General features: G+C 58.1%; 1 protein-coding gene. It reads left to right on the top strand.

Features of this window, described 5'->3' with window-relative positions; genetic code table 11:
• A partial coding sequence (locus J5M71_RS28215) for a DNA polymerase (protein WP_207838907.1) occupies positions 1-458 on the top strand: 458 nt, incomplete at both ends.

Genomic DNA, 458 nt, shown 5'->3' with positions numbered 1-458 from the left:
ATGTATAACGAGTGGCGAGTCAAGATCGATGCTTGGATCATCAAGACCCTGAAAGCCAGTCCTGACATCAACCTCGATTCAGGCGAGCAGCTGGTCAACGCCATGGTGAAGGCCGGCAAAGCGGATCCTGACCTGCTGCCCAGGACGCCGACAGGCAAGTTCCAGACGAACAAGGAGGCGCTGCTGCAAGGGGTGACTGACAAGGTCCTGTTGGCCGTGCTGAAGTACCGCACCCAGCTCAACACCTGTTTGAACACCTTCATGCAGCCTTGGTTGGCCACGGCCGAAGCGTCTGGCGGCCTGATCTTCACGACCTGGAACCAGACCAAAACGCCGTCTGGTGACTCTAACGTCGGCACCCGCACTGGTCGCCTGTCCTCAACGCCGAACTTCCAGAACATCCCCAAGGAGTTCCAACCGATCTTCCACCACGAGGCCCCGGATAAGAAGTTGCCGAA

Origin of the sequence: Pseudomonas sp. 43(2021), from assembly GCF_017490805.1 — a bacterium.
In the GTDB taxonomy this organism is placed as follows: Bacteria; Pseudomonadota; Gammaproteobacteria; order Pseudomonadales; family Pseudomonadaceae; genus Aquipseudomonas.
Note: the sequence above shows the minus strand (reverse complement) of the source record. Positions and strands in the feature narration are given on the sequence as shown.